Origin of the sequence: Anoxybacillus mongoliensis (assembly GCF_014201515.1) — a bacterium.
GTDB classification, from domain to species: Bacteria; Bacillota; Bacilli; order Bacillales; family Anoxybacillaceae; genus Anoxybacillus; species Anoxybacillus mongoliensis.
This window is the reverse complement of the sequence record NZ_JACHEQ010000019.1, coordinates 1-26,454: the sequence shown is the minus strand read 5'-3', so window position 1 is coordinate 26,454 and position 26,454 is coordinate 1. Positions and strand designations below refer to the sequence as shown.

Genomic DNA, 26,454 nt, shown 5'->3' with positions numbered 1-26,454 from the left:
ATAAAAAAACGTGGTGTGCACTCGTTTTGAAAAATGGGATGAAGCTAGAAATATCAAGGGATTTCGTCATTAGGCGAGTGCATCAGTCTGTAAATTGAAGTGAAGTCATGACAGAGAAAGGGGAAATCGGAATGTTGGTCGATGAAGCAAGAGAACGAATCAAATACCTGCAGGAATACATCAGAAAAATAGAGAGCTATCGGCCGGCGACGATGCAAGAAGAAGCGGTTTATTTGTACGTCCAGCTCGAAAGCGTCACGAAGGTAGTACAGGAACTAAACAAAAAGGGATACCGAATCGGGAACCGAAAGCTCACAACGGTGGATGTGTCAAACATCATTCGCGGTAAACCGAAAGACGAAATGCACGAAATGGCCAAGCTGATGTTTATGAAGAACAGGAAGCGGGGAAGCCGGTATTGGTGATAAGGTGATGGCACAATCGTGGCACAATTTTGGCACAATCATGGCACAGCGTTTTCGTTTAGAGGTGTTATGATGATAACGTGAAAGACTTTGGTTGAAGCGGGACGCCACTACATTTGGGGTGGCGATTATTATTTTTTTGTCGATATTTGACGAATGAATGTTGTAGGAATATGCCTCCTTTTGTCGAACGGAGTAGGTGGAAGGAGGAGAATGCGCATGACTGAAAAAGAAATCAAGTTACTAGAAATGGTTAAAGACCATGCAAATATGTTTTACGATGGGCATTTTGTGTTAATGAAATTTACTGGTAATTGGAGAGCATGCTTTGGAACACCTTCGGGAGATTGTAGAGCGCAGATAGAACAGATGGTTGAAGGTAAAACCCTTGAGGAATGTCTGTCAAAACTATTAGAAAAACCAACATCAGCTTACGATTTTAATTATTGAATAAGCACCATGACAGGTGCTTTTTTATTTTGTGAAAGGAGATGATACACATGCAAATCATTCGAGAAACGGCTACGCATATTCAAAAGTGGGATTCAGAAAGCAAGCGAGTCGTAATGGAGCGAAAAGAAGAGATGGCAGAGAAGAAACAGGCACAAAAAACAGCGGTTAAAAGCAAAGTAGCTGATAAATGATGCGGTATTGCAACTATAACGGCTGTAATCGTCGCATTGTTCGTGGTTTGTATTGCGATGAACATAAGCCAAAGCGAAAGCACCAGTCGAAAAACAAACCGTTCTACCGGTCGCCGGAGTGGCAGCGAATGCGTGAGTACATTTATGAACGTGATGGAGGTTGCTGCAAAGAATGTGGTCGATTTGTATTTGGGCGGCAGGCGCACATTCATCATATTGTACCGATAAGTGAAAATCCTTCTCTTAAACTCGATCCTAACAATCTCATTTTACTTTGTGAGTCGTGTCATAAGAAAGTTGAGGAAGGGAGTCGGAAGTGGGAAGAACGACCGTATTTCTTTTGTTGATATAATGTATATTTATTACACTTAGCCCCCCTACCCATGATTTTTGGTAGGTTGTGGGAAAAAGACCGCGGCCGGCCGTAAACGTACGCCAAAATGAAATTTTTAAAGGGGGTGTGAAATTTGGATAAGAAAATAAAAGCGTCACTAACCAAAAAACGAAAAAAGGAACGGGAGCGGATTGTTGGTTTACTCAAAGAAAATGGTACCTATAACAAGTCACTTGAACCGTTGCTAGAGCTGTACTTAGATGCCTATATGGTTTATTCGCAAGTGTATGAAAAGTGGCAAGAGGAAGGATTTCCTGCGACAAAATCGCATACAAACAAGGCTGGTGCGACAAATGAAATGAAACATCCACTTGCTCAGCAAACGGCCGATTGGAATACGAAAATGAGCAAGTTGTTGGAACAGTTAGGTTTGACACCAAAAACACAAAAACAGATTACTGGAGAAGTGGCAAACGCCACAACAGACGCTTTTCAAGCATTTGCGAATAAATGGGACTGATGTTTTATGATTGAGCGTGGTTTGAATTATGCAGACCAGTTTGCAAAGAAGGTGAAACGAAACAGAAAGAAGTATCCGCAAACTGTTCAGAAAGCTGTTGAGCGTTATGAACGTTGGAAAAAGCGAAAAGATATTTGGCTTGATTTAGATGCTGCCAATCGGGCAATGGATTTCATGGAAACGTTTTGCATTTATGCAGAAGGGGAAGTTGCTGGGCGGCATTATGAGTTAAAAGATTGGCAACGGTTTGCGTTCACAAACATTTACGGATGGAAAAAGAAAGACGATAACGGTCAAGATGTGCGAGTGATTCGTACAAGCTATATTCAAGTTCCGCGGAAAAATGAAAAAACAACGATTGCAGCCGGTGCAGCAACCTATGCGTTATATGCAGACGGTGAGTTTGGTGCTGAATGTTATACTGCTGCGGTAGATAAAGAACAGGCGAACATATCTGCGAAAAAAATAGCGATTACGATTGAAAATAGCCCCGACTTGAATCAGCGAACACAAATTTACAAGGGACCAAAAGGCGGCGTAAATGCGATCGTTTACTCTTTTACGGTCAATGGCAAGAAGTTTAAAAATACTTTGCAGCCACTGTCTAGGGAAACGAAAGGACTTGATGGGAAAAATCCTCATTTTGTTCTTTTAGATGAGGTACATGCGCAAGGAAATGCGGATATGTACGATGTTTTAAAGTCTGGTATGGGGGCAAGACGACAGCCGTTAATGATGATCGTTTCGACAGCTGGCAAAGGTACAACGTCTGTTGGATTGCAAATTTATGATTACTGTAAAAAGATTTTGAATGGTGAGATTGACGATGATTCTTGGTTTGTACTCATTTACGAGCCAGATAAGGGTGATCGATGGGATGATCCTACAGTTTGGGCGAAGGTGAATCCAAACTACGGGATTTCGGTGAAAAAAGACTATTTGATGAATCAGTTTAAAGAGGCGCAAGTGTCGGCGGAACGAAAAGACGAATTTTTAGCAAAGCATTTAAACATTTTTGTTCGTTCCAGTGGTACTTATTTTGAAAGAGATATTGTTGAAAGATGTTTAGTCAACGACTTAGGTGATTTAACAGGCATGACGTGCGTGGTCGGTTTGGACTTATCGAAAACAACCGACTTAACGTGTGTGAGTTTAAACTTCCCTGTTGTGGACGAAAGCGGAAAAGCAAAATTGAAAGTAAAACAAATGTATTTCATTCCATCTGAAGGGCTAGAAGCTCGGGAAAAGATGGAGAACATCCCTTATCGTCACTTAGTGGAACGTGGTTTTGTGACATTGTGCGAGGGAAAAACGATCGATTACGATACGGTATTTGAGTACATTAAGGAACAATCGCAAATGTATGATATTAAACAAATTAACTATGACCCAGCGCATGCGGTCAAGTTAGTTGAAAAACTAGAGATGGAAGGGTTTGATTGTGTAGAAGTGCGACAGTATCCTTCTACACTCAATGCACCTTTCGATGATTTAGAAATTTTAATGTATGAGGGGCGCGTCGAAACCGATAATCCATTATTGATTTATTGTACGGAAAACGTCGTTGCTTTTATCAATACACAAGGGCTCAAAGCACCGTCGAAAAAGCAAAGTCAGTACAAAATTGATGGCTTTGTGGCCATGCTGACAGCCCATAAGGAAACGATGAATATGATGATGGACGTTAGCGAAGAAGAATATATGGCAATGATCGAAGTGCTTTATAAGCGGTAAAGGAGGTGATGATGATTGGGAGTATGGCAGCGGCTTGCTGGGTGGTTTAAACGTTCTAAGTTCAATGTTTTCAGCAACTTTTACTGGAACTACGGCGGTTATGTGACCGACGAAAACATCCTTCAATCCTCTGATATTTATAATTTGATGAAACTAATCAGTGACCAAATTGCGCTCACTGATTTTTTTATTGAGGACGAGGCAGGAAATGACGTTAATGACCCATATACGTTGCGAATTTTGCGCAATCCGAATCAATATTTGACTGAATTTGAAATGAAAAAGCTTATCGTCAACACGCTTTTAATACGTGGAAAAGTCTACATTTTCAAAAACGAAAATGAATGGCACGTATTAAACGGTGTCTACTCCGAATTGTTAGAGGACGGAAGCAAAATTTACAGTGTTGGTGGTGTTCAAATCCCTGCGGAAATGATTGTTCACGTCAAAAATATTGGGACAAATCATTTAGACGGTGTAGGATTGTTAGATTTAGCACGTCAAACGCTTGAAGGTGTCATGAATGCGGAAAACAGTTTAACAGACAAGTATCGAAAAGGCGGCTTGCTTGCGTATTTGCTGAAATTGGATACGCATATTGCACCGAATAACCAAGCGCAAAATGCAATGATTATGGCCATTCTTGACAAGTTAGAACAGACTGGGCAAGGAAATAAAATTCAGTTAATCCCACTTAGCAAAGGTTTTGAGATTGAAGCGTTACAAAGCCCGGTAGATGACGAGAAAATCCTTAAATATCTTTCAGTATACAAAAAAGACTTAGGAAAATTTTTCGGTGTGGACTTGGAACATTTACTCGAGTTGCAAAAGACGGATATGGAGCAATTCATGATGATGCTTTATACGACCGTACTACGTCCGATTATAAAAAACCTAGAGCAGCACTTGTCAAAGTTATTTTTCCCTCAAGGCGGGCGCCGGATTCGCTTCAAGATTAATCCATTAGATTATGTGACAATGAAAACGAAAACGGATATTGCTTACAACTTAGTGCGAACGTCTATTGCGACACCGAACGATGCGCGCGAAATGCTTGGATTCGATCGTTTAGAACAAGATGAAGCGAAAAAACTATACATTTCTAAAGATTTAATCGGTCTCGATAATCTGGAGGCGACGCTAAAAAAGGTGATTAAAGGAGGTGAGACGCCATGAACGAGAAAGAGAAGCGAATTTTTACGCTGTCAAACATTGAAATACGTGCTGGTACCGAAGGAAGCTCGCAAGTCATTGAAGGCTATGCGAGCATTTTTGATTCTCCAACGATGATTGGTGATATGTTTCAAGAAACGATTGCGAAAGGAGCATTCGCCAAATCATTAATGGAAAAAGCAGATGTCCGTGCGCTCTTTAATCATAATTGGGATTATGTTTTAGGGCGTACGAAAAGCGGTACGCTTACGCTTGAAGAAGATGAGAAAGGATTGAAATTTCTTGTCACGCCACCAGATACGAGTTGGGCAAAAGATTTAATGATTTCTATGCAACGTGGTGATATCAATCAATGTTCATTTGGCTTCCAAGTCGTTCGTGATTCGTGGAACTGGGACGTAGACCCAGCCCAACGAACCATCCAAGAAGTAAAACTTTATGAAATTAGCATTGTCAGTCTTCCAGCTTATGAGGATACAGAAGCATATGTCCGCGATCGGTTCACAGAACAGCGCGAACTTCATTATGAAAGACAAAAACTAATCAAACAAATTGAGGAGGCGTTGAAGCGATGAAAAAGTATTTATTACGTCGTAAAGCACAATTGGAAAAACGACTAAAGCAGCTTAAAGAGCTATTAGAAAAAGGTTCTGAAACTCGTTCAATGGAAGAAGTACAGGCAGAAGTCGATGAATTGACAGCTGATTTAGATGCGGTAAACGAGGCTCTCGCAGAGTTTGATGAAACAGACGATAATAATGGCAACGGAGCTGGTGAAGGGGAAGAAGCTGACGAGAACGAAGACGATGAAGAACAAGACGGGGGCGAAGGAGAAAAGCGCTCCATCTTAACACAAGAACAGCGTGCTGGTTTAACAAATATGATTAATCAATCTCTTTCCTCCCGTGTCCAAGTAAAAACAAATGAAATGAAAACACGCAATGCTTTTTGCCGGTATCTTGTAGGGCAAATTAGTGAAAGTGAAGCGCGAGCAATGGGGGTTCAGACGCACGGTGGGAATGTACTTGTTCCAGAGTCGTTGGCGAAAGAAATTATTGCCTATGCCCAAGAAGAAAACTTGTTACGAAAATATGGGAAGGTTGTACCAACAAAAGGGACACAAGGCTTTCCGATTTTAATTAAAAAAGCGAAAGCAAACCGTGTGAAAACAGAGCGTGCATTGAACCAACCAATCCCAGAGACGGATATTGAATTTGATGAGTACTATTTGAATCCAACGGAAACGGATGCGCTTGTGCTTGTGACAAAGAAGCTTCTTGCAATGAGCGAGATGAATGTGGAACGAATCGTTGTGGACGAATTAAAGAAAGCTTACGTGCGTGAAGAAGCGGAGTTTTTCTTCAATAGTGCAGACAATCCAGGTGCGCTAATTCGCAAAGCGGTCGCTTTTACACCGACAGCAACAGACATTTACGACAAGTTTGTGCAACTTAAAAACAGTTTGCCAACGTCCATGCTTAAAAACGCGCGTTGGATGATTAACCGTGCGGCATTGACGGCAATTGAAACGATTAAAACAGCGGATGGCTTCCCACTTTTGCGCCAAGATATCGGACTAGAAGGTGGCTTCGGCTATCGCTTACTCGGTTTTCCGGTCGATGTGACAGATTTCGTGGATGCAGGTACACCGAATATTCAACGTTTGTATTTTGGTGATTTTTCAACGTTCTACATTCAAGATGTTATCGGCACAATGGAAGTAACGAAATTAATTGAAAAATACGCTGATACAAACCATGTTGGTTTTAAAATTTGGCACTTAAATGACGGACAACTTGTATACGGTCCGTTTGAGCCGTCTGTCTTTAAGCTCGAGTTAAATGCGTAAGCGGGTGAAGAGGCATGGCAGTCTCTGTTGACATGTTAAAAGAACATTTGCGGATCGATGGGAGCATGGAAGACGCCATGCTCTCTTTCTATTTAGAAACAGCCAAAAAGTATGTAAAAAATGCGACGGGAACGGAAGCAGATCATTTAGTGCTCATCGTCGCTTCTATTTTTTACGAATATCGTGTGAGCGAAGAAGAAATGGGTAAAGCCTTTAATGCGTTGACGCCACTTTTTGTGCAGGAGGCAATGGCGAATGTCGCGGCGACTGACTAACCAATTCAAACATCGAATAACAATTCAAGCGCAAGTGGGGGAACAAAACGAAAATGGATTCTCATCTCAAGAATGGCAAGACAGGCATCATTTATGGGCAGCGATTAAAACGTTGCGCGGGCGAGAGTATCACGAAGCGGCAACAACACAAAACGAAAATACAGTTCGTTTTGTCGTGCGCTACACAGCAGGGATTACATCAGATATGCGTATTCAATATAAAGACCGAACATTTGAAATTGTGTCTGTCATAAACGACGATGAGCGCAATGTCACGATGACAATTGTGGCAAAGGAAGTGATGTGATGGGCTTTAAATTAGAAGGAATGCAGGAGTTGCTAAAAAAGTTGGAAACGTTGGGGAATGAAGCCGAGCAAGTCAAACAAGAAGCACTTATGGCAGGAGCTAAAGTTGTGCAGCAAGCAGCCTCACAGAAAGCACCACGAGATACGGGGAAACTTGCCGAAAACATTGTGATTTCTGATATGAAAGAAGATGGAACAGTAGATATCGGACCGGATCGCGATCGTTTTTACGGGTTGTTTGTCGAATTTGGTCGAAAAGCAGGAGAGAAAAAAGGACGAAAATACCCGAAAGCAGACCCTCATCCTTTTTTGCAGCCAGCCTTCGAGGAAAACATCGATCGTGTGCAGGATGAAATGGTTGATGTCATTCGGCGGGAGTTGAGGTTATGAGTCTAAACAAGATGATCATTGACACACTAAATCCTCTCGGTGTTCCAGTCGCGTTCCAAACATATGAGGGAAAAGAAAAAACGTATATCACCTTTTTTGAATATAATCAGTTTTCCGCGCTAAATGCAGACGATGAGGAGCAACAAACGTCACATTTTTTTCAAATTGACATTTGGAGCAAAACGGACTACACGGATCTAGCACAGCAAGTCAAAGAAAGAATGATAGCAGCAGGATTTCGACGCACATCAGAAGTGGATTTATTCGAGCAAGAAACAAAAACGTACCATAAAGCAATTCGATTTTCTTATGTTGATTAGGGTTGATTAGGAGGGAATAAGATGGCAGTAATCGGTTTAAAACATCCGTATGTCGCCAAGTTGATTAAGGACGATTTCACCGGCGTTCAGTACGATACGCCAAAGCGATTGGCGAAAGCGATTGAAGCGAAAATAAGCCCGAAGGTAAACACTGAAACGTTGTATGCGGATGACGGGCCAGCTGAAGTTGCATCGTCTCTTGGTGAAATTGAAGTAGAAATCGGAGTGGATGACATTTCAACAGAGATGCAGGCGTTTTTGTTAGGCGCAACGATTAATGATGATGGTGTTGTGATTCAAAAAAGTGGCGATACAGCGCCATATGTTGCGCTTGGATTTATTCTTCCTCTTTCGAATGGTGGACAGAAATATGTGTGGTTGTATAAAGGGAAATTCGAATTGCCGGAAGAACAATACAAAACAAAAGGCGATAAAGTTGAATTTCAGACGCCAACGTTGAAGGGGAAATTTGTAAAACGAGAATTCGATGAAGCATGGAAAGCATCGGTGAATACGAAAGACCAAGGTGTCGACCCAGCGGTCATCCAAAACTGGTTTAGTGCTGTCTATCAAGAAACAACAACGCCGTAAAGAGAAAGGGGAAGCCCTTTCTCTTTTTCTTTTCAATTTCATAACATGGAGGGATAAACATGCAGGTTACATTATTAATCGATGGTCAAGAAAAAACTTTCACTGTCCCGTTCGTCAAAGCACGTATGTTTCGCCGAGCGTTAGAGTTGCGAAAAAAATATGACTTTAACAATATTGATGTGGAGGCGTTGGACTCTATCATCGCTTTTATTGTTGAATTGTTTAACGGACAATTCACGGTCGATGAATTTTACGACGGCATTGCGGCGGAGCGCCTCATTCCAACGATTTCAGATTGTATGAACAAAGTCATTGGAGTGGCGAAAACGAATGACCCAAACGTGTAACGGGGTCTGAAATGGACCCGTATGACGCGGTGAAAGAGTTTTACTTAACACACATTAAGAACGGCGTACCGATGTATCTCGTCGATGAGATGGACATCGGTTTTTATTTTGAGCTTTTGGACTATGCGGAGGAAAAAGAGACACGGAAAGAACGATTGATGATTGAAAAGCTGTTGTAAAGGTGGTGAAACGATGGCGGAAGTTGGTACATTGCGAGTGTCTCTTGGTTTGGATAGTGCGAACTTCACGACGAGCATTGAAGCAGTCAATCGTAAAATAAGGCTCGTTGATGCTGAATTTAAAGCGGCTACTGGCGGTGTAAAGGATTTCGAGAATAGCTTAGAAGGATTGCAAATCAAAGCGGATTCACTCACACAAAAGCTACAGTTACACGAGGCGAAAGTCGCTGAGTTGAAGCGTCGATATGAAGAAAGCGCGCAGACGAAAGGAAAAGACGCAGCTGAAACTGAGAAGCTTCTTATTGCCTATAACAAAGCTGTCGCAGAAATGAAAAAGACCGAGGCGCAGTTGCAGCAGACAAATAAAGAGATTGAAAAGCAAACGGACGGCTTTACCAAGCTGGAGCAAGCGGTAACGCAAAGTTTGCAAAAAATTGATCAGCAGTTGAAAGTGATTGATTCCGAATTTCGTGCTGCAACAGCAGGTATCGAAAATTTTGGTTCAACGTCTGAACAATTGCGTACGAAAGCAAATAGTTTGGCGCAAACGCTCGAATTACAGAAAACGAAAGTATCAGAATTAAAGCGACTATATGATGAAAGCGTAAAGGCAAAAGGAGCAGATGCGAAGGAAACAAATGGCCTCTTAATTGCCTACAACAAAGCGGCAGCGGAAATGAAAGAAACCGAAGCGCAACTACGACAACTAAACCAAACGATTCAACAACAAGCAACAGCTTGGGGACAACTACAAACAAAACTGAACGAAACAGGTCAACGCTTGCAAGATGTCGGAAATAATCTTCAATCATCGGGAGCGCAAATTGCTGCCTCATTCGGTGTAGCAAGCGCAGCAATTAGTGGTGCATTAGGTGTTTCTGTCAAAAAATCGATGGATTTCGAGTCACAGCTTTCTCGAGTTGGAGCGATTGCAGGGGCGACGCCGAATGAATTAGAGAAACTCAAACAGGCTGCTCTTGATCTTGGTTCATCGACATCGAAATCAGCGACTGAGGTTGCACAAGGTATGGAAATCATGGGCGCGATGGGGTACAACACGAATCAAATTCTCGCTTCTATGCCTGGTATCATAGCAGCAGCAGAAGCATCCGGCGAGGACATGGCGCTTGTTGCTGACACAGTATCATCAGCACTCAATGCATTTGGTCTCGAAGCAGGAGAGGCATCGAGAGTAGCGGATGTTCTAGCGCAAGCGGCAAATGATTCAGCAGCTGGTGTGCAAGATATGCAGTATACGTTCAAGTATGCTGCCCCAATCGCAAAAACATTAGGAATTTCCCTTGAGGAACTTGCGGCGGCAACAGAAATTATGGCCAATAACGGTATCCGTGGCGAGCAGGCTGGTACAACATTGCGTGGTGCTTTAATTCGATTATCGGATCCGCCAAAGGAGGCACGAGAAGCTTTAGCTGCATTAGGCATCCAAGTGACGGATTCACAAGGAAGAATGTTACCTTTCGGCGATATTATTGGACAGCTTTCTGAGAAAACAAAAAATATGAGTAATGCACAAAAACTTGCGGCGCTTTCTACTATTTTCGGAACGGAAGCCGCAAGCGGCATGCTCACGGTCATTGAAGCTGGACCCCAAAAATTAGACTCCTTAACGAAATCCCTTCAAAACTCAAGTGGGGCATCGAAAGAAGCGGCGGAAAAAATGAAAAACAATTTAAAAGGTGCGCTTGAGGAATTAGGTGGCGCTATCGAAACGGCACAAATTTCTATCGGGGACGCATTAGCGCCAGCTATTCGGGTAGTTGCAGAGGCATTACAAGGCTTATTTAATGCTTTTAATAACCTTCCAGAAGGAATGAAGCAATTCATAGCAATCGGAGCGGCTATTTCAGCTGTGTTACTCGGAGTTGTCGCAACAATCGGTGTGGTATTGTCGATTGTAGGAACCGCCGTGCAAGGGTTTGGGGCGTTGGCAAGCGTACTGGCTAGCGCTGGTGGAATGGCAGGAGTCTTTTCAAGTGCGATAGCTGTTATTACTGGTCCAGTAGGACTTGCAATCGGAGCAATTGCTGGATTAGTAGCTATCGGTGTCGTGCTATATAAGAATTGGGATGAAATTAAAGAGTTTTTGTTGGCAACATGGGAAGGAATAGAAGCAGTAGGTGTGGCTGTTTGGGATGGACTGAAAACGTATTTTACAACGGTTTTTAACATTTACAAAACGATTTTTACAACCGTATGGGAAGGTATTAAAACGGTAATCACAACGGTTTGGGAAGGACTAAAAACGGCGGCCACAGCCATTTTTGAGGGGATAAAAGCGTATTTTACGACTGTACTAAACATATACAAGACGATTTTTACGACTGTTTGGAACGCCATTAAGACAACTGTTATCGCCGTTTGGGATGGATTGCAGACAACAGCAACGACTATTTTTAATGCAATCGCGTCATTTTTATCGAATGTGTGGAATGGTGTCAAAACGAGCGTTAGTAGTATCGTTAGCAGTTTATCTTCTGCTGTACAAAACACATTCAACAGTTTAAGAAGTGCTATTTTCAACATCTTTGGCGGTATAAGAGACACGTTAATCAGCATATGGGAAGGAATCAAAAATACGGCAAGAGGCTGGGCAAGTAGTTTTGTAGAAATTGGGAAAGACTTGCTTCGCGGCATCTGGAATGGTATGAGCAACATGGCGGATTGGCTATGGGACAAGGTTAGATCTATGCTCTCTGGACTAACAGACAAAATCAAAAACTTTTTCGGCATTCGCAGTCCGAGCCGTTTGTTCGCAGAGTACGGAGGATATTTGTCACAAGGTTTAGCAATTGGTATTACTGACGATGCAAAACTAGCCGAAAACAGTGTTGTTGATATGGCAAAACGGGTAGCAAAAGCCGGTCAACAAATCGGAAACATCGCGCTACCGAACATAAAGCCAGCAGCGATTCAGCATGTTGTTGAAACGAATGTGGTCGGTAACGTTATGTCAGGCGCTTCGAGCGGAGGACCGACAATCATCATCGAAAACATGGTTGTTAGAAACGACGAGGATATATATAGTATTTCGCGCGAGTTATACTCGCTCTCGCAATCATCCCGGAAAGCAAGGGGGATGAGATAATGTCCAAGGGGTTTTCTTTCAACGGAAAACATACAAGGGAAATGGACATTCTTGTCACAGATTTAAAAATGCCACTTGTGTCAAATATGAAAGATACCTACGAGTCTGTGCCCGGACGCGATGGGAATATACTCTTTCCGGGATGGTTGGAAGATAAGCGAATCGAATGCACGCTCGGTGTTCGTTGTGTGCGCTCTGAACGAATCGCTAAACTACGTGAAGTGGCACAATGGCTCTATACGCGAGAACGAAAGCAACTTATTTTTGACACGTCGCCGGATGTGTATTATATGGCGAAGGTGGCAGGACAAGTGGACGTTGAGCATTTGCAAGGGATATCGCTTGTGAAGGTGGCGTTTCAAGCGGAGCCATTCGCATATAGCGTCAATAAGATGAGCGTGTCTAAGCAAATCACTTCAAGTGACAAACAAATCACTCTCGCCAATAACGGAACATATGACGTGTTTCCGATAATAAAAATATCGAATGCTAATACAAGTTCCTTGTCTTTGACGCTCGGGGGCGACAAACTAACTATTTCAAATGCCCTCCAAGCAAGCGATGTACTAACGATTGATTGTGACGAAATGACCGTTTTATTGAACGATACGAATATTTTAGACAAAACGACGGGCACGTTTTTGTCTTTGCAACCGGGCACAAATATAATGACCGTCGAGGCACAGAATACGCTAAGCGTGTCGGTAGAATGGCGCGAACGATTCTTGTAGGAGGTGAGAGCGTTGAGTTTTTCAAGAAAAATCGAACACCAGATGGTGCTATATGACCTTGCTGGCAAGCCACTTGGTGTACTGAAAAATGCGTATAACATCGAACACGAAGAAACATTGAATGATGCAGAAGTACTCACGTTCTCACTTCCTCGTGATGATCGTCTTGCACGAGTGATGATGAACGACATGGAAATCATCTACATGGGCAAGCGCTTTTTTATTTCTGAAATGAACGATGGACGCGATGCAAATGGCAAGCCGATTTTTGATGTTGTCTGTCCATCGTATTTCGTGAAATTGCTCGATACGTTTCTAATTGAGATTACCATTGACCGCAAGACGCCGAAAGCTGGGCTTGAACAGATCGTTGCTCGCACGGGTTGGGTAGTTGGGCGTGTAGAGGCGTTGTCGTCACAAGAAACGCAACACTCGATGAGCGAAAAGCGAAAGTCAGCGCTTTGGACGATTCGGCAATGGGCGAAAATTACAGGCCACGAAATTCAATTTGATACAGTAAAAAAAGAAATTAAGTTGGTCAAACAGGTTGGAACGAATCGCGGCTATGGCTTTCGGTATCGCAAAAATTTGAAAGAGATTAAACGGACAATACGCGCGCCGGAAGCAACAGTCTTGTACCCATATGGAAAGAACGGGCTGTCCATCGAGAGTGTGAATGACAATAAACCGTATGTCGAGGACTACTCTTGGTATACGAGCTTAGGAATCACACTGATTGAGGCAAAACAAAAATATCGCAAAGAGTATGTGTGGGAAGATGAGCGGTTCTTGCTTGCTGGAGACCTCATGCGTGCGGCACAAGAAAAACTGAAAGTATTGTCGCAGCCTGTTATTTCGTATCAGTGCAAAGTCATCGACTTATCTGCATTGACAGGAAATTCACAATATGAGTTTTCTGTTGGGGACTACGTGAATGTTTTTGATGATGAGCTTGGAATTAACGTTCAGACGCGGATTGTTCGTATGAGGCGTTTTCCAGATGAGCCATATCGAAATGAAGTGGAATTGTCGTATATGATCCCAGGCATTCATATGCAAGAACAAGATCAGCTCACTTCATCCGATGTGTCTCTGTCCCAGCCTTCTTTCATTGTCGGAACGAATGAACAGACTCTTTCTATCGGTACATCTGTGCAAACAGCTCTTTCACTTGTTATTACGAACTTTAGTTCCGCAAACGCACAAGTTGGTCTATCGTTAATCGGACAAGCATCGACGACGATGACCGTTGAAATATCATTTATGTACGGCGGGAAACCGACATTTAATACAATCAAGCAAACATGCCAAGCTGGATTTGTGACAATCGGCGTTCCGTTTCTAATATTACAAATGCCTCCCGGCTCGGCATTTTTGGATGTTCAGATGAAAACGAGCACCGGAACACTGACTATTGACCCACGTGGGCTACAAGTGTTTGTGTATGCAGCGAACTTGCTTGGTGGTATTTCCGATCGCTTGCCACGTGCCAATGCGACAGAAGAAATCGAATGGAAAAAAGCCATTCAACCACATATCAGCCGTTTCCAATCGGTTGTTAACGGTCAAATCGTTAGCACACAAGTGGTTACTCCTGTATCTGCGAATATCACGGAGTCTATTACACAATGGCGGACGCATGAACAAATCCGAACTTTTCCAGCTTTGTCAGACACCGTGCAGATTACATTGAAATGAGGTGGAAGCGTTGGAATTTGATATCGAACGAGCATATCACTCGCTCGCGAGAAAAGAAAATTTCGTGACTGGTGAAGTTATTGAGATGTTGAAACATAAAGTCAGTTCCATTCCGATTCGCGGTTTTACAAAAGTAGAACTTTTCGATGAGAAACGATTCGGGAAAAAAGTCGAAGAAATCACGGCGGAAAACTTCATTTCGATTAATATGAAAGATTATCTTGAGTATATTTTGATGGTTGAATACTCAAAAATTGGAGCATGGTCGACTAGCAGCAAAACGTATTCCGAATCAAATATGCGACCAATCACGAGCAGATTTTTACCATTTGATACCATCGCCCTCACGACAGATTCAAGACCAGAAAATCCGCAAAATGAGCGTGTGGTGATGGGGGATATCGTCGGCTATGCCTTCAAAAATGAGTATGTTGGTACGGATACAAAACGCGGGACGATTAATGCAGCGGAAAGCTACACGGATCGGGGGATTGCACATTTTGTTTTTGATTTTTCATCGCAAGCGGCGAATGGGACATTCTCGTCGGTAGTGTGGTATTCAGATGTAGGAACGTCGGGGATATCAGCACAACGATTTTACCAAAAAAACTATGAATGGTACGTAGCATTGAAAGGGAATAACGGAATACAGAACAACAACGATTATAGAGGTGGTCTCTGTTATGACGGAACAAGTTTTTGGACGTATGAATCGTTTGGAAGTGGGGCAAGGAAAATTGCTGAGATACTAGTCACACCAGGGACGAATGGAAAAACAGCAACTTTTACTCTCGGTCGTGTGTGGGACTCACATTTCTCGTATTCGAATGAAGTCGCTTACGATATGACATCTGACGCTGATTTTATTTATTATGTCATGGGAAATAGTGGTGCAAACAATACGATATATCGAGTAAAAAAATCGGACGGAACAAGGAGTACGATTACACTTTCAGGTTTTGGAAAATTATACGGTATAGAGAGAGTAGGGGCACATTTCTATGTATTAGGCGCTTCCTCCACGCAGGTTAATGGACAGAACCCTTTGCGTTGGGCAAAATACGACAGTAATTTCAATATCATCGAGGCAAAAAATATTTTTGATACAAGCGTCGTTGCATACGGAATGGCATACAATCAGCCGAAAAACGAAATTGCGGTTCGCACAAGCAATGGTATGTCCAATGGTATGTTTATTTATGATTTACAAATGAACAGAGTGTCTTATAATATCCTACAGCCTAGCTCCCCAGACAGATATCCTGGAATAGCTGTGAAAGATGGGGAGTATTTTTTACGTGATGAATTTTCATTTTACATGGCTGAACTTGGCTCATTAGGCGCTCGAAACCTTCTTCCGACACCTGTGACAAAGACGAGTACGAACACGATGAAAGTGACGTATGATTTTATGTTTGTATAGGAGGATGCACATGGAACGATTCGATATCATTTACAAAACCGGCGCGGCTGCGGTTGGGGCTGTGGTCGGGTATTTATTTGGGGAATCAACCGGGTTGTTACTTGCCCTATTTTGGATGGTTGTCATTGATTATGTGAGTGGATTAGCAGCTGGATACACAGAGAAAACTCTATCCAGCAAGATTGGATTCAAAGGCATTATTAAAAAAGTTATGATTTTTGTCATGGTGGCACTCGCCCATTTGGTCGATAGCGCGCTTGGAACGAAAAACATGTTTCGAGATGCGACTATCGTTTTTTATATGGCAAATGAATTGTTGAGTATTTTTGAGAATGCGGGAAGAATGGGAGTGCCAGTGCCAGAACGGTTAACGCAGGCGGTTGAGGTGCTGAAAGGGAAAGGTGAGAAAAATGTCGATAAGTAGTGAAAAGGTCGTCTCACTTGTTCTGTATAATGTATATATTGTTAACAGGAGACTGAATATGGAAAAGGGTGTGGGTATGGGATGGTAAAAATCGTGCTTGACGCAGGTCATGGTGGAAAGGATAGTGGGGCTGTAGGGAATGATCTACTTGAAAAAAATTTGACTCTGAACATCGTCAAACAGATCGGTGACATACTTAAGGACTACGATGGTGTAGAAATTATCTACACACGGACAGATGATCGTTTCATTGAGTTGTCAGAACGTGCAGCAATTGCAAATCGGGCAGGAGCTAATTTCTTTTTATCGGTTCACATCAATTCTGGAGGCGGTACAGGATTTGAATCATATATATTCAATGGAAACGTCAGCAATGCAACGGTAGCATACCAGAACGTCATTCATAGTGAAATCATGAAAGCAATCGGTAACATGACTGATCGCAGTAAAAAGCGCGCTAACTACGCCGTATTGCGCGAAACGAAGATGCCGGCATTGCTCACAGAAAACCTGTTCATTGACAATGCGAACGATGCGGCAAAATTGAAATCTGAGAAATTCTTGCAACAAATCGCATATGGTCATGTAGAAGGAATAGTAAAAGCGTTCGGATTAAAAAAGAAGGTGCAGCCATCAACAACGTCAAATACGCCAGAAAAACTCTACCGCGTGCAAGTCGGGGCTTTTTCCGACCGAAAAAACGCGGAACAGCTTGTAGAAGAACTGAAAAAGAAAGGCTATCCAGCTACTATCGTTTAACCCCTGCCAAGTGGCAGGGGATTTTTTATTTATTGCGACATGTTTCGACATTTTTTTTGATTGTTATTTGATATGATGATAAGCAAAAAATGACGAGGAGGCTCAAAAATGTACGCTGTAGATAGTGTTGGTAGAGTCACTTATCCATCTAACTTCACAAATAATCTATGGAGCGGACAAACGTTAAAAAGAGGGGACAAGAACGATTATGTGAAAACATTGCAGTCATGGCTTTATAAAGTAGGTTTCAATCCTGGGGGAATTGACGGGGTATACGGAGCCAATACAGAAAAAGCTGTGAAGGAATTTCAGAAGAAAGCGGGAATTACGGCAGACGGGATTGCAGGAAAGGAAACGTATCAAGCACTACAAAAGTATGTTAGAACAGAAACAACAGCATCACAATCAAACTCATCGAACACCAATGACCAGTGGACAGGTCAGACACTTAGAGAAGGAAGTTATGGACAAGCTGTAAAAGATTTGCAGTTAATGTTGAAATATGTAGGCTATAGTGTTAGTGTTGATGGTGTATATGGTTTTGAGACCGAGAAATATGTTAAGGACTTTCAAAAATCAGTAGGTCTTCAGGCAGATGGGATTGCTGGGAAAAATACTTACAATGCTTTGAACAACAAGGTGGAACTTATAAAATCTCAAAAGAACACCTATAAAAATCCTAGGTTGCAAATTATCAACCAGGAAATAGATATAAAGAATGTTGCTGATGCCGTACATTATATCACATTAGGTCCTTTGAATGCTAAACTTGAACAGTTCCTTGATCTTAAGATGGAAATTAAATTCGATCAGTCAATGAGGGTTACACAAAATGGAAAAACTATTAAGTTCACAACCCCCTCAGGGGATACACTACAGTTGGATGTAAGTAATTTACTTAAAGCAAAACTCAATAATACCGCATTGTATGAAAGGAATTATGCAGATACTATACAATATGGGAATACAGGATTTGAATCAAAATACTTTGTGCTGTTAGATGCTTTGAAACCGAATTCACTTCAACCTGATGGTTATTATTTAATGTCAAGTTCTACTCATTCATTGATGCAAGACATTGATTTCTCAGATTTTCTTGGTTTGAAAACTAAAAAAGGATTCGAAAATCTAAAGATAACATTAAAAATGGAATTAACACAAAATTATAAAGTTAAGAAAGAGTATTATGATTCAATGGCCACCGTATTTGCAGCAGCTGCGTCAACAGGTAAAATCGCTGAGAAGTGGGTTGAGAAATTTGTGGATTTTATGATCAAAAATATAAAAAATCCGAAAGCGATATTTTAATTAATGAGTTCTGTTCTGTATCTTTACAATGTTGTATTTCTTAAGTTAAATTTATTTCAGTTGCACTATGAAATAGTTTGGAGGGGATTCGTATTAAAGAAATTCGATTTATCTTTTTATTAACTATACTTATCTCAATAATAACAATAAATTTAATACCCAAAGTTGTCTTTGCTAATGACGAAGAAAATTGGATTGTTCGTCACATTTTATTAAATTACAAAATTGAAGAGACAAGTAAATCCCTAAAAGTATATTATGTCCAAATTCAACAACAAAAAGGGAAAGAGCCGATTATTGATCCTCATTTTGTAAAGACAATATATTTAGATGAAAATATAGACGTAAGTAACAAAAAGTTAAGAGACTTCGTAGAGAACGATCAAAGTCTTTACTACGATATTTATATAAATGACACGATATTAGGAAAAAGGGCACCTATTTTTGCAGATGTCAGTGGAGAGAAGCCATCAGAGGATGAGATTCAGTCTTATATCAATAGGGCGGTAGAGACCATAAGAAAAGATTTTGAAGAACCGCCAAGCCAAGAAGAGATTAATAAGCAGATAAATGAGAAAATGGGGAAATTTAATTCTTATGCTCAACAGCGAGATTATTCAGTAATGCAATTCGTTTTTATGATAATAGGTTTTTTGATGTTGTATGGTATATTTTTATTTGCCAAAAATAGGAAAAAGTGATGGTGACTATTCAGTACATAAATCAAGTAAGCTGAATAGTTTTTGCTTTCCCTGTCTATCCTGAAAACAAAAAGACCACCTTTCTTTGTCGGAACGGACGTATCACTGTGAAGTTTGTGAGGTAGAAGTCGATTGTGATCTCAACGCGAGCATCAACTTGAAAAACTATGCCAAGTAAAGCGACACATGTACTCATACGTTAGTGGGGAAGTGAAGCCTTCGGAGCGCCAAGGAAACGAGAGTAGCTTTTCGCGAAATCGGGCGCGATGAACAAGGAAGGAAACGTAGACTTTATAAAGTATTATAAAATCTTATAAGTTTTCTGTAACGGAGAAATGATGAGAATATCTGATTTTCTTAAAAGATATAATTTACATGGGAGTTTAATTAATAATGTGGAATATGATTCCATTACAAAAAGAGTATTTCTTGAAACTGAGTTATGTAAATGGCAGAAATCTGATTATGATGAAAGCAAAGATCCTGAAATGATTGATGGATTCATTGTTTTTGAAGATGTGACATGCTTTGAAACAGATTGTGTTAAGGATTTTGATGCTGATGAAATATTAGAAGTTGTTCTTATTTCCAAAAACCAATCGTCTGAAAGAGCCAAAATAGTAACTGATGGAGTGAACATTATTATTATCGAAGCTGGCAATGTAGACTGGTATCCACTCTAATGGTGTGGCTCTTTTTCACAGAGCTACACCTTAAAAACGTGTATAGGGTGTATAGTTGTATCAGTACAATCGTCACTCGACGCTCATGTCAGCATACAAACATATTAAGGATGAAAAATTTCGCTATTACATTTTAAAACAAAAATCAGATGTGTTACAGGCGATGAGAAACTTTTTCCGAAAAGAAGAGCATAAAACACTCGTTTAAATCCTTGTGTCATGCAAGGTTTTTTTTTTGGAGAAAAAACAGTTGACAAACGGGTGGGGGTTTTGTAATATACTCATAGAGGTAATGGTAATAAATTATTTTTTTACAGTCTGATATACCCTTATGAGTATAGAGAGGTGAGAAAGATGAAACAAATATTACCACAAGAAGTGGAGCAACAATTAAAAGAAGGTCGTGCACTAAGCATTATCGATGTGCGCGAATATGAGGAAGTAGCTCAAGGCAAAATCCCAGGTGCTCGTCACATCCCGCTTGGCGAACTGCTTGAGCGGATGAATGAAATTGATAAAAACGAAGAACATATTCTTGTTTGCCGTTCAGGAAATCGAAGCGGCATGGCTTGTCAGTTGTTAGAAAGTTACGGATACCGCGTTGTAAATATGACAGGCGGTATGCTTGAATGGACAGGCGAAATTGAACGATAGGGGGGAATGGAATGACGATTCACGTCGATCTAGTTGTTGATGCAAAGGGGCTCACGTGTCCGATGCCGATCGTGCGCACGAAAAAGGCGATGGAACAACTACAGCCCGGCCAAGTGCTTGAAGTGCAAGCGACAGATAAAGGTTCACTTGCTGATATTCAAGGTTGGGCAAAAAATACAGGGCATCAATATATCGGCACGATTGAGGAAGGTGATGTACTCAAACATTATCTTCGTAAAGCAAATCCTACGGAAGTCAAGGAAGAAACAAAATATCCTCACGTTGTTTCTTTAGAGGAGTTACAAAAGAAAGTAGAAAACAATGAACAAGTATTTATTTTAGACGTTCGTGAGGAAGCCGAGTATGTATTTGGTCATATTCCAGGAGCATATCATATCCCGCTCGGACAATTAGAAGAGCGATTAAATGAATTAAATAAAGATGAAACAATTTATGTCATTTGCCGAACAGGTAATCGCAGCGATTTAGCTGCGCAACAACTCGCTGAAAAAGGATTTACACGTGTATTTAACGTCATTCCAGGTATGACACAATGGCAAGGAACAATTACTAAAGGAGGAAATGAACAATGAAAAAACGTGTAGCTATTATTGCAGCAAATGGTGGTTTATTTGACGCATATAAGGTATTTAACATTGCAACAGCAGCAGCAGCAACAGAAGCAGAGGTAGCGATTTTCTTTACATTCGAAGGATTAAATTTAATTCATAAAGAAGCATATCAACAATTGCCACTTCCAGAAGGAAAAGAGCAAATTCAACAAGGATTTGCCCAAGCAAACGTCCCATCCATCCCTGAACTTGTAAGCATGGCGCAAGAAATGGGTGTGAAGTTTATCGCTTGTCAAATGACAATGGATGTTATGGGATTAACAAAAGAACATTTTGTCGATGGTATTGATGTTGGTGGAGCAGTGACATTCCTCGATTTCGCAAAAGATGCCGACATCACGTTAACATTCTAAGGAGGAAGAACATGAAAGCAGATCTTCTTGTTGATGCAAAGGGACTTGCATGTCCATTGCCAATCGTTCGTACGAAAAAGGGAATGGATACATTACAATCTGGTCAAGTTTTAGAAGTTCATGTAACTGATAAAGGAGCTAAAAACGACTTATCTGCATGGGCAAAATCAGCTGGTCATGAAATGATCGATATGGTTGAAGAAGGAGACGTACTAAAATTTTGGATTCGTAAAGCGTAACAAGCATCGGGCATATGTCCCGATGCTTCATATAAGGAGTGAATGAGCATGGCCATCGGTTTTATTATTACAATTTTTTTAATTGGATTTATCGGTTCGTTTATTTCTGGAATGGTTGGAATTGGCGGATCGATTATTAAATATCCGATGTTGCTTTATATCCCACCATTGCTTGGTTACGCTGCGTTTAGCGCCCATGAAGTATCAGGGATTAGCGCTATTCAAGTATTGTTTGCGACAATCGGAGGCGTTTGGGCGTACCGTAAAGGTGGATATTTAAATAAAACGTTAATTATTTACATGGGAACGAGCATTTTAATCGGTAGTTTCATTGGTGGTTATGGTTCAAAATTAATGAGCGAAGGTGGCATTAACATCGTTTATGCGGTGCTAGCGACGATTGCTGCGATCATGATGTTTGTTCCTAAAAAAGGAATTGATGACATTCCACTCGATCAAGTCACATTTAATAAATGGCTTGCAGCAGCGTTAGCATTCGTTGTCGGAGTGAGTGCTGGTATTGTTGGTGCCGCAGGGGCATTTATTCTTGTACCAATTATGCTTGTTGTATTAAAAATCCCAACGCGTATGACGATCGCTACATCATTAGCGATTACGTTTATTTCATCCATTGGGGCAACTATAGGGAAAATTACAACAGGTCAATTTGATTTTTGGACCGCGTTTATTATGGTTGTTGCAAGCTTAATTGCTTCTCCTATTGGAGCGAATGTTGGTAAAAAGGTAAATACAAAAGTATTACAGTTTATATTAGCCGCACTAATTGTAGCAACAGCGATAAAAATTTGGTTGGATATTTTGTAAAAACTGTTGAAAAGTTCATCCTTTATGTTATAATACTTATAGGGGTATATAAACACAGGAACATAAAGGAGGAATGAACCGATGAAACAAGTAACCGTATATACGACGACAACATGTCCATATTGCACATTATTAAAAAACTTTTTAGCTGAACGTGGCATCCCATTTAAAGAAGTGAATTTACACCAACATCCTGAGGCTGTTGAATACGTTGTTCGCTCAACAGGACAAATGGGTGTGCCACAAACAGAAATTAATGGGCGTTGGGTGATTGGGTTTGATCCGCAACGCATTATGCAATTGTTACAACAATAATTTTTTTATCTATAAAAATACCCTATAAGGTATAAAGGAGAGGTGGATGCGAAATGGCAGTATATGCGTTAACAGCACAACAAATCAATGAGATGATTGTCAATAAAGAACCGTTTTTCTTATTTGATGTTCGTAACGAATCTGATTTTGCTGATTGGAAAATTGAAGGAGAACACATTGAATATTTAAACATTCCTTATTTTGAATTAATCGATGGCGTTGAATCTGTGTTAGAGCGTTTGCCAAAAGACAAAAAAATTGTTGTCGTTTGTGCAAAAGAAGGGTCTTCGATGATGGTCGCTGACATGCTTGCCGAAAAAGGATTAGAAGTGTTTTATTTAAAAGGTGGCATGAAAGCGTGGAGCGAGTATTTATACCCTGTTGTTGTATATCAAGATAACGATATAAAAGTATATCAATTTATTCGCGTCGGTAAAGGATGTCTTTCTTACATGGTCGTATCAGGAAAAGAAGCGTTAATCGTCGACCCATCTCGATTTATTGATGTGTATAAAGAAGTCGCTCAAAAAGAAAACGTAGCGATTACACATATCGTTGATTCACATTTGCATGCTGACCATATTTCTGGTGGATATGAATTAGCGAAACAAACAGGTGCGACGTATTACTTGATGAAGAGTGAAGGTGCCGTATTTGAGTTTGAACCGCTAGAAAACTATGATCGCATTGAGTTTGAAAAAGTAAGTTTAGAAGTATTGGCGATTAAAACACCAGGTCATACACCAGGTAGTGTATCATTTTTCGTAAACAACAAATTGTTGTTCTCTGGCGATACGATTTTTGTCAGCGGTCTCGGTCGACCAGACCTTGGTGGAAAAGCGCGTGAATGGGCAAAAGATTTATACGACACAGTGTATAACAAAGTTGCACAAATTGCGGACGATGTTATTGTGCTTCCTGCACACTATGCAAACTTCGATCAAGAAGTGAACGAGCAAGGATATATTGGAAATACGTTAGGAAACATTCGTCAAATGAATGAAATTATGCAGGGAAAAACAGAAGAAGAGTTTGTTGAGCATGTGGCGCAATCTGCATCTTCTGAAACACCGCCAAACTTTGAAGACATTATCGCTATTAACCGCGGTGTAAAAGATGCTACACCAGAACAACAACAAGAACTTGAAATCGGTCCGAACCGTTGTGCAGTTCACCATACACACTAAAAAAGGAATTTTATTCAACCTCGCAATTTGCGAGGTTTTTTCGATTTTGTGAAACTTTTTGGACACAATAGTCGTATATAATGTATGTGAAGACATTCTCTTTTATTTTCAGTCATTTTCCATTAAAATATAAAGTAACGGAGGGATGATTGTATGTTTTTTCATCCAATGGATTTTCTTATTTTGATTGCCTTCGTGGTATCGATTTGGGCGCAATTTAAAGTAAAAGGAAACTTCAGCAAATGGTCAGATGTTCCCGCTTCATCTGGTTTAACAGGAGCGGAAGTGGCGCGTCTCATTTTAGATCGCAACGGGCTATACGATGTGCCAGTTGAGCTTGTTCCGGGTACATTGACAGATCATTACGATCCGATTGCACGTGCGGTTCGTTTATCGGAGCCTGTGTACTATGGTCGTTCCATTGCTGCGGTATCGGTGGCGGCTCATGAAGTCGGTCACGCGGTGCAACATCAACAAGCGTATGGTGCGCTCGTTTTGCGACATCGTATGTTTCCGCTCGTGAATTTTACATCTGGTATTGCGCCGTTCCTTCTTCTTGGCGGCTTTTTATTACAACAGTTTTCTTTAATTGGTTTAGGGATTATTTTATTCTCGTTTGCTGTTGCATTCCAAGTTATTACATTGCCGGTTGAGTTTAATGCTAGTTCACGTGCCAAAGATTTTATGATCGCAGAAGGCATCATTCGCAATGAGGAAGAACGTGGAGTAAATAAAGTGTTAAATGCCGCGGCATTAACATATGTTGCTGCAGCACTTATTTCGGTGTTAGAATTGATTAAGTATGTGCTTATTTTTGTACAAGGAAACAATGAAGATTAATAAATAGGAGGTGGCATCCGCACGCATTCATGCGTGCGGACGTTCGTTGGACATATTTAGTTTATGGATGATTGTTTTTCTTATTGCGTTAACTGGTTTTTTTGTTGCTTCAGAATTTGCGATTGTAAAAGTGCGCTCCTCGCGCATTGATCAATTAATCGAGGAAGGGAACAAAAAAGCAGTAGCGGCAAAACATGTCATCACTCATTTAGATGAGTATTTATCTGCAAATCAATTGGGGATAACGATGACATCACTCGGGCTTGGTTGGCTTGGGGAGCCGACAGTGGAGCGAGCGCTTCGTCCACTTTTTGAGCAGTTTCATGTATCTCCATCATTCGCGCACGGGGCTTCATTTATTGTCGCATTTGCAACGATTACGTTCATTCATGTTGTTATTGGTGAATTGGCTCCGAAGACGATTGCGATTCAAAAAGCGGAAGCGATTACGCTATGGACAGCGCGTCCGCTCATGCTATTTTATCGTGTCATGTACCCGTTTATTTGGTTATTAAACCAATCTGCGCGTTTGGCGGTTCGTTTGTTTGGTTTTGAGCTATCTAACGAACAGGAGCTGGCTCATTCTGAGGAGGAATTGCGTCTTCTTTTATCAGCCAGTTATAAAAATGGAGAGATTAACCATGCAGAATATAAATATGTGAATAACATTTTTCGCTTTGACGATCGTGTGGCAAAAGAAATTATGGTTCCGCGCAAAGAAATTATTGCGTTAGATGTCAACGATTCCATGGATCACGTGTTACAAATAATTCGTGAAGAAAAGTATACACGTTATCCTGTCATTGATGGTGATAAAGATCACATTCTTGGATTAGTGAATGTAAAAGAGTTATTTACCGATCTTGTTGTGAACTGCCAAGAGCGAAAACAGTTGCGCGACTATATTCGTCCAATTATTCAAGTGATTGAAACGATCCCTATTCAAGATTTGCTTGTAAAAATGCAAAAAGAACGCATTCATATGGCCATTTTAGTTGATGAATATGGCGGAACGTCTGGTTTAGTGACAGTCGAAGATATTTTAGAAGAAATTGTTGGAGAAATTCGAGATGAATTCGACATAGATGAAGCTCCGCTCATTCAAATGATCGATGACAACCGTGCAATCGTTGATGGAAAAGTGCTCATTAGTGAAATTAACGATTTATTCGGTTTAGAAATTGATGATACAGACGTTGATACGATTGGAGGATGGATGTTAACGGAGCGTTATAACATTCGTCCTGGAGAGCAAATTGAATTTGGTGATTACGTCTTTAAAGTCGTGCAATTGGACGGTCACCATGTGAAAAAAATTGAAGTGACACGTCGTCCATCGCCAGTAGATGTGGTGGCGAACATGAATGAAGAGGCTGCGTTATAATAACGCGCCTCTCAGACTGTTGACAAAATGGTTGAAAGACAGTTGTCTTTCAACCATTTTATTCCATTCTGATATTTGTTTCCCTTGATGAACCGACGAAAATAA

The 26,454-nt window shown here is 40.8% G+C and carries 34 protein-coding genes and 1 pseudogene; all 35 read left to right on the top strand.

Going from position 1 to position 26,454, the window contains the following annotated elements; genetic code table 11:
* The first annotated feature begins 131 nt into the window (after window positions 1-131).
* The 35 genes and pseudogenes from HNR43_RS13190 (at window position 132) to HNR43_RS13015 (ending at window position 26,349) form a co-directional block, all read left to right on the top strand.
* Window positions 132-425: a hypothetical protein gene (locus HNR43_RS13190; RefSeq protein WP_183244496.1), complete on the top strand. Its 294-nt coding sequence runs from the start codon at window positions 132-134 to the stop codon at window positions 423-425.
* A 219-nt stretch (window positions 426-644) separates the two neighbouring features.
* Entirely contained in the window at window positions 645-875 is a 231-nt protein-coding gene (locus HNR43_RS13185; protein WP_183244494.1) for a hypothetical protein, read from the top strand.
* A 50-nt stretch (window positions 876-925) separates the two neighbouring features.
* Window positions 926-1,069 (top strand): hypothetical protein, encoded by a 144-nt coding sequence (locus HNR43_RS13180; protein ID WP_183244492.1) that lies wholly within the window; start codon window positions 926-928, stop codon window positions 1,067-1,069.
* Window positions 1,069-1,416 (top strand): HNH endonuclease, encoded by a 348-nt coding sequence (locus HNR43_RS13175; RefSeq protein WP_183244568.1) that lies wholly within the window; start codon window positions 1,069-1,071, stop codon window positions 1,414-1,416. The genes HNR43_RS13180 and HNR43_RS13175 overlap by 1 nt, the downstream gene beginning before the upstream one ends.
* A gap of 120 nt (window positions 1,417-1,536) precedes the next feature.
* On the top strand, window positions 1,537-1,923 hold the full coding sequence (locus HNR43_RS13170; protein ID WP_183185144.1) for a phage terminase small subunit P27 family: 387 nt from the start codon (window positions 1,537-1,539) through the stop codon (window positions 1,921-1,923).
* Window positions 1,924-1,929: 6 nt separating this feature from the next.
* Entirely contained in the window at window positions 1,930-3,657 is a 1,728-nt protein-coding gene (locus HNR43_RS13165) for a terminase large subunit (RefSeq protein WP_183244490.1), read from the top strand.
* 15 nt (window positions 3,658-3,672) lie between these two features.
* Window positions 3,673-4,833, top strand: a complete 1,161-nt coding sequence (locus HNR43_RS13160) for a phage portal protein (RefSeq protein ID WP_246346331.1) — start codon at window positions 3,673-3,675, stop codon at window positions 4,831-4,833.
* Window positions 4,830-5,405 (top strand): HK97 family phage prohead protease, encoded by a 576-nt coding sequence (locus HNR43_RS13155; RefSeq protein ID WP_183244488.1) that lies wholly within the window; start codon window positions 4,830-4,832, stop codon window positions 5,403-5,405. Before HNR43_RS13160 ends, HNR43_RS13155 begins: the two co-directional genes overlap by 4 nt.
* Window positions 5,402-6,679 carry a phage major capsid protein gene (locus HNR43_RS13150; RefSeq protein WP_183244486.1) on the top strand — a complete coding sequence of 426 codons (1,278 nt, stop codon included), beginning with the start codon at window positions 5,402-5,404 and terminating at the stop codon, window positions 6,677-6,679. Before HNR43_RS13155 ends, HNR43_RS13150 begins: the two co-directional genes overlap by 4 nt.
* Window positions 6,680-6,693: 14 nt before the next feature.
* Window positions 6,694-6,954 (top strand): head-tail connector protein, encoded by a 261-nt coding sequence (locus HNR43_RS13145; RefSeq protein WP_183244484.1) that lies wholly within the window; start codon window positions 6,694-6,696, stop codon window positions 6,952-6,954.
* A complete protein-coding gene (locus HNR43_RS13140; RefSeq protein WP_183244482.1) occupies window positions 6,935-7,261 on the top strand; it encodes a phage head closure protein in 327 nt (108 codons plus the stop codon). The genes HNR43_RS13145 and HNR43_RS13140 overlap by 20 nt, the downstream gene beginning before the upstream one ends.
* A complete protein-coding gene (locus tag HNR43_RS13135; protein ID WP_183244479.1) occupies window positions 7,261-7,650 on the top strand; it encodes an HK97-gp10 family putative phage morphogenesis protein in 390 nt (129 codons plus the stop codon). The genes HNR43_RS13140 and HNR43_RS13135 overlap by 1 nt, the downstream gene beginning before the upstream one ends.
* Window positions 7,647-7,970: a tail completion protein gp17 gene (gene gp17, locus HNR43_RS13130; protein ID WP_183244477.1), complete on the top strand. Its 324-nt coding sequence runs from the start codon at window positions 7,647-7,649 to the stop codon at window positions 7,968-7,970. Before HNR43_RS13135 ends, gp17 begins: the two co-directional genes overlap by 4 nt.
* Before the next feature lie 21 nt (window positions 7,971-7,991).
* The gene (locus tag HNR43_RS13125) at window positions 7,992-8,561 is read left to right on the top strand and encodes a major tail protein (protein WP_049624406.1); all 570 of its coding nucleotides are present in this window, start codon (window positions 7,992-7,994) and stop codon (window positions 8,559-8,561) included.
* Window positions 8,562-8,620: 59 nt separating this feature from the next.
* A complete protein-coding gene (gpG, locus tag HNR43_RS13120; RefSeq protein WP_183244475.1) occupies window positions 8,621-8,908 on the top strand; it encodes a phage tail assembly chaperone G in 288 nt (95 codons plus the stop codon).
* Window positions 8,909-8,919: 11 nt separating this feature from the next.
* The gene (locus HNR43_RS13115; protein ID WP_183244573.1) at window positions 8,920-9,087 is read left to right on the top strand and encodes a hypothetical protein; all 168 of its coding nucleotides are present in this window, start codon (window positions 8,920-8,922) and stop codon (window positions 9,085-9,087) included.
* A 13-nt stretch (window positions 9,088-9,100) separates the two neighbouring features.
* Window positions 9,101-12,193 carry a phage tail tape measure protein gene (locus HNR43_RS13110; protein WP_183244473.1) on the top strand — a complete coding sequence of 1,031 codons (3,093 nt, stop codon included), beginning with the start codon at window positions 9,101-9,103 and terminating at the stop codon, window positions 12,191-12,193.
* A complete protein-coding gene (locus HNR43_RS13105; RefSeq protein WP_183244471.1) occupies window positions 12,193-12,924 on the top strand; it encodes a distal tail protein Dit in 732 nt (243 codons plus the stop codon). The genes HNR43_RS13110 and HNR43_RS13105 overlap by 1 nt, the downstream gene beginning before the upstream one ends.
* Before the next feature lie 12 nt (window positions 12,925-12,936).
* Entirely contained in the window at window positions 12,937-14,622 is a 1,686-nt protein-coding gene (locus tag HNR43_RS13100) for a phage tail protein (protein WP_221248312.1), read from the top strand.
* 10 nt (window positions 14,623-14,632) lie between these two features.
* Window positions 14,633-16,045, top strand: coding sequence for a hypothetical protein (locus HNR43_RS13095; RefSeq protein ID WP_183244469.1), 1,413 nt, complete (start codon window positions 14,633-14,635; stop codon window positions 16,043-16,045).
* Window positions 16,046-16,055: 10 nt separating this feature from the next.
* A complete protein-coding gene (locus HNR43_RS13090; RefSeq protein WP_183244467.1) occupies window positions 16,056-16,469 on the top strand; it encodes a phage holin family protein in 414 nt (137 codons plus the stop codon).
* Between the two features lie 81 nt (window positions 16,470-16,550).
* Window positions 16,551-17,228 carry an N-acetylmuramoyl-L-alanine amidase gene (locus HNR43_RS13085; RefSeq protein ID WP_183244465.1) on the top strand — a complete coding sequence of 226 codons (678 nt, stop codon included), beginning with the start codon at window positions 16,551-16,553 and terminating at the stop codon, window positions 17,226-17,228.
* Between the two features lie 108 nt (window positions 17,229-17,336).
* Window positions 17,337-18,536, top strand: a complete 1,200-nt coding sequence (locus tag HNR43_RS13080) for a peptidoglycan-binding domain-containing protein (RefSeq protein WP_183244463.1) — start codon at window positions 17,337-17,339, stop codon at window positions 18,534-18,536.
* 77 nt (window positions 18,537-18,613) lie between these two features.
* Window positions 18,614-19,237, top strand: coding sequence for a hypothetical protein (locus HNR43_RS13075; RefSeq protein ID WP_183244461.1), 624 nt, complete (start codon window positions 18,614-18,616; stop codon window positions 19,235-19,237).
* Window positions 19,238-19,575: 338 nt separating this feature from the next.
* Window positions 19,576-19,920 (top strand): hypothetical protein, encoded by a 345-nt coding sequence (locus tag HNR43_RS14210; RefSeq protein ID WP_246346329.1) that lies wholly within the window; start codon window positions 19,576-19,578, stop codon window positions 19,918-19,920.
* A gap of 61 nt (window positions 19,921-19,981) precedes the next feature.
* Window positions 19,982-20,128, top strand: a pseudogene (locus tag HNR43_RS13060) (sporulation protein YhbH); the annotation flags it as partial.
* A gap of 146 nt (window positions 20,129-20,274) precedes the next feature.
* Window positions 20,275-20,574, top strand: a complete 300-nt coding sequence (locus tag HNR43_RS13055) for a rhodanese-like domain-containing protein (protein WP_183244459.1) — start codon at window positions 20,275-20,277, stop codon at window positions 20,572-20,574.
* A gap of 11 nt (window positions 20,575-20,585) precedes the next feature.
* Window positions 20,586-21,167 carry a sulfurtransferase TusA family protein gene (locus HNR43_RS13050; protein ID WP_183244457.1) on the top strand — a complete coding sequence of 194 codons (582 nt, stop codon included), beginning with the start codon at window positions 20,586-20,588 and terminating at the stop codon, window positions 21,165-21,167.
* A complete protein-coding gene (locus HNR43_RS13045; RefSeq protein WP_183244454.1) occupies window positions 21,164-21,559 on the top strand; it encodes a DsrE/DsrF/DrsH-like family protein in 396 nt (131 codons plus the stop codon). The genes HNR43_RS13050 and HNR43_RS13045 overlap by 4 nt, the downstream gene beginning before the upstream one ends.
* 11 nt (window positions 21,560-21,570) lie before the next feature.
* Window positions 21,571-21,798 carry a sulfurtransferase TusA family protein gene (locus tag HNR43_RS13040; protein ID WP_183244452.1) on the top strand — a complete coding sequence of 76 codons (228 nt, stop codon included), beginning with the start codon at window positions 21,571-21,573 and terminating at the stop codon, window positions 21,796-21,798.
* A gap of 48 nt (window positions 21,799-21,846) precedes the next feature.
* Window positions 21,847-22,623, top strand: coding sequence for a sulfite exporter TauE/SafE family protein (locus HNR43_RS13035; protein ID WP_183244450.1), 777 nt, complete (start codon window positions 21,847-21,849; stop codon window positions 22,621-22,623).
* 81 nt (window positions 22,624-22,704) lie between these two features.
* Window positions 22,705-22,938 (top strand): glutaredoxin family protein, encoded by a 234-nt coding sequence (locus HNR43_RS13030; protein ID WP_183244448.1) that lies wholly within the window; start codon window positions 22,705-22,707, stop codon window positions 22,936-22,938.
* 53 nt (window positions 22,939-22,991) lie between these two features.
* Window positions 22,992-24,125 (top strand): MBL fold metallo-hydrolase, encoded by a 1,134-nt coding sequence (locus HNR43_RS13025; protein WP_183244446.1) that lies wholly within the window; start codon window positions 22,992-22,994, stop codon window positions 24,123-24,125.
* Between the two features lie 153 nt (window positions 24,126-24,278).
* Window positions 24,279-24,965, top strand: a complete 687-nt coding sequence (locus HNR43_RS13020; protein WP_183244444.1) for a zinc metallopeptidase — start codon at window positions 24,279-24,281, stop codon at window positions 24,963-24,965.
* A 46-nt stretch (window positions 24,966-25,011) separates the two neighbouring features.
* On the top strand, window positions 25,012-26,349 hold the full coding sequence (locus HNR43_RS13015; protein WP_183244560.1) for a hemolysin family protein: 1,338 nt from the start codon (window positions 25,012-25,014) through the stop codon (window positions 26,347-26,349).
* Window positions 26,350-26,454 lie beyond the last annotated feature (105 nt).